The organism is Bacillus sp. EKM206B (assembly GCF_011066015.1).
Lineage (GTDB): Bacteria > Bacillota > Bacilli > Bacillales > Bacillaceae > Bacillus > Bacillus velezensis.
Genome location: NZ_JAAMNL010000027.1, coordinates 1 through 3047, shown reverse-complemented (window position 1 = coordinate 3047; position 3047 = coordinate 1). Strand labels below are relative to the sequence as shown.

At 52.9% G+C, this 3047-nt stretch carries 1 rRNA gene; it reads right to left on the bottom strand.

Annotated features, from left to right (window positions below):
* Positions 1-38: 38 nt before the first annotated feature.
* Positions 39-2968, bottom strand: a 23S ribosomal RNA gene (locus G9F50_RS20200).
* Positions 2969-3047 lie beyond the last annotated feature (79 nt).

Below are 3047 nucleotides of genomic sequence, written 5' to 3'. Positions count from 1 at the left end.
TTCTCTCAAAACTAGATAACAGTAAGCATACATTCAAATTGGTTAAGTCCTCGATCGATTAGTATCTGTCAGCTCCATGTGTCGCCACACTTCCACCTCAGACCTATCAACCTGATCATCTTTCAGGGATCTTACTTCCTTGCGGAATGGGAAATCTCATCTTGAGGGGGGCTTCATGCTTAGATGCTTTCAGCACTTATCCCGTCCGCACATAGCTACCCAGCGATGCCCTTGGCAGAACAACTGGTACACCAGCGGTGCGTCCATCCCGGTCCTCTCGTACTAAGGACAGCTCCTCTCAAATTTCCTGCGCCCGCGACGGATAGGGACCGAACTGTCTCACGACGTTCTGAACCCAGCTCGCGTACCGCTTTAATGGGCGAACAGCCCAACCCTTGGGACCGACTACAGCCCCAGGATGCGATGAGCCGACATCGAGGTGCCAAACCTCCCCGTCGATGTGGACTCTTGGGGGAGATAAGCCTGTTATCCCCGGGGTAGCTTTTATCCGTTGAGCGATGGCCCTTCCATGCGGAACCACCGGATCACTAAGCCCGACTTTCGTCCCTGCTCGACTTGTAGGTCTCGCAGTCAAGCTCCCTTGTGCCTTTACACTCTGCGAATGATTTCCAACCATTCTGAGGGAACCTTTGGGCGCCTCCGTTACCTTTTAGGAGGCGACCGCCCCAGTCAAACTGCCCACCTGACACTGTCTCCCCGCCCGATAAGGGCGGCGGGTTAGAAGGTCAATACAGCCAGGGTAGTATCCCACCGATGCCTCCACCGAAGCTGGCGCTCCGGTTTCCAAGGCTCCTACCTATCCTGTACAAGCTGTACCAACATTCAATATCAGGCTGCAGTAAAGCTCCACGGGGTCTTTCCGTCCTGTCGCGGGTAACCTGCATCTTCACAGGTACTATAATTTCACCGAGTCTCTCGTTGAGACAGTGCCCAGATCGTTGCGCCTTTCGTGCGGGTCGGAACTTACCCGACAAGGAATTTCGCTACCTTAGGACCGTTATAGTTACGGCCGCCGTTTACTGGGGCTTCAATTCGCACCTTCGCTTACGCTAAGCGCTCCTCTTAACCTTCCAGCACCGGGCAGGCGTCAGCCCCTATACTTCGCCTTACGGCTTCGCAGAGACCTGTGTTTTTGCTAAACAGTCGCCTGGGCCTATTCACTGCGGCTCTCTCGGGCTTGCACCCTAACAGAGCACCCCTTCTCCCGAAGTTACGGGGTCATTTTGCCGAGTTCCTTAACGAGAGTTCTCTCGATCACCTTAGGATTCTCTCCTCGCCTACCTGTGTCGGTTTGCGGTACGGGCACCTCTCACCTCGCTAGAGGCTTTTCTTGGCAGTGTGGAATCAGGAACTTCGCTACTATAATTCGCTCGCCATCACAGCTCAGCCTTCACGGGAAACGGATTTGCCTATTTCCCAGCCTAACTGCTTGGACGCGGATATCCAATACCGCGCTTACCCTATCCTCCTGCGTCCCCCCATTGCTCAAATGGTGAGGAGGTGGTACAGGAATATCAACCTGTTATCCATCGCCTACGCCTTTCGGCCTCGGCTTAGGTCCCGACTAACCCTGAGCGGACGAGCCTTCCTCAGGAAACCTTAGGCATTCGGTGGAGGGGATTCTCACCCCTCTTTCGCTACTCATACCGGCATTCTCACTTCTAAGCGCTCCACAAGTCCTTCCGGTCTTGCTTCACAGCCCTTAGAACGCTCTCCTACCACTGTTCGAAGAACAGTCCGCAGCTTCGGTGATACGTTTAGCCCCGGTACATTTTCGGCGCAGAGTCACTCGACCAGTGAGCTATTACGCACTCTTTAAATGGTGGCTGCTTCTAAGCCAACATCCTGGTTGTCTAAGCAACTCCACATCCTTTTCCACTTAACGTATACTTTGGGACCTTAGCTGGCGGTCTGGGCTGTTTCCCTTTCGACTACGGATCTTATCACTCGCAGTCTGACTCCCAAGGATAAGTCATCGGCATTCGGAGTTTGACTGAATTCGGTAACCCGGTAGGGGCCCCTAGTCCAATCAGTGCTCTACCTCCGAGACTCTTACCTTGAGGCTAGCCCTAAAGCTATTTCGGAGAGAACCAGCTATCTCCAGGTTCGATTGGCATTTCACCCCTACCCACACCTCATCCCCGCACTTTTCAACGTGCGTGGGTTCGGGCCTCCATTCAGTGTTACCTGAACTTCACCCTGGACATGGGTAGATCACCTGGTTTCGGGTCTACGACCACGTACTCAATTCGCCCTATTCAGACTCGCTTTCGCTGCGGCTCCGCATCTTCTGCTTAACCTTGCACGGGATCGTAACTCGCCGGTTCATTCTACAAAAGGCACGCCATCACCCGTTAACGGGCTCTGACTACTTGTAGGCACACGGTTTCAGGATCTCTTTCACTCCCCTTCCGGGGTGCTTTTCACCTTTCCCTCACGGTACTGGTTCACTATCGGTCACTAGGGAGTATTTAGCCTTGGGAGATGGTCCTCCCGGATTCCGACGGAATTTCACGTGTTCCGCCGTACTCAGGATCCACTCAGGAGAGAACGAAGTTTTGACTACAGGGCTGTTACCTCCTATGGCGGGCCTTTCCAGACCTCTTCATCTACCTCGTTCCTTTGTAACTCCGTACAGAGTGTCCTACAACCCCAAGAGGCAAGCCTCTTGGTTTGGGCTGGTCCCGTTTCGCTCGCCGCTACTCAGGGAATCGCATTTGCTTTCTCTTCCTCCGGGTACTTAGATGTTTCAGTTCCCCGGGTCTGCCTTCTCATATCCTATGTATTCAGATATGGATACCACTCCATTACGAGTGGTGGGTTTCCCCATTCGGAAATCTCCGGATCAAAGCTTGCTTACAGCTCCCCGAAGCATATCGGTGTTCGTCCCGTCCTTCATCGGCTCCTAGTGCCAAGGCATCCACCGTGCGCCCTTTCTAACTTAACCGTTAAAAAGAATCACTACGTGATATCTTGCATTACTAATTGAATGTGAATTACTTCTGTTATCTAGTTTTCAAAGAACA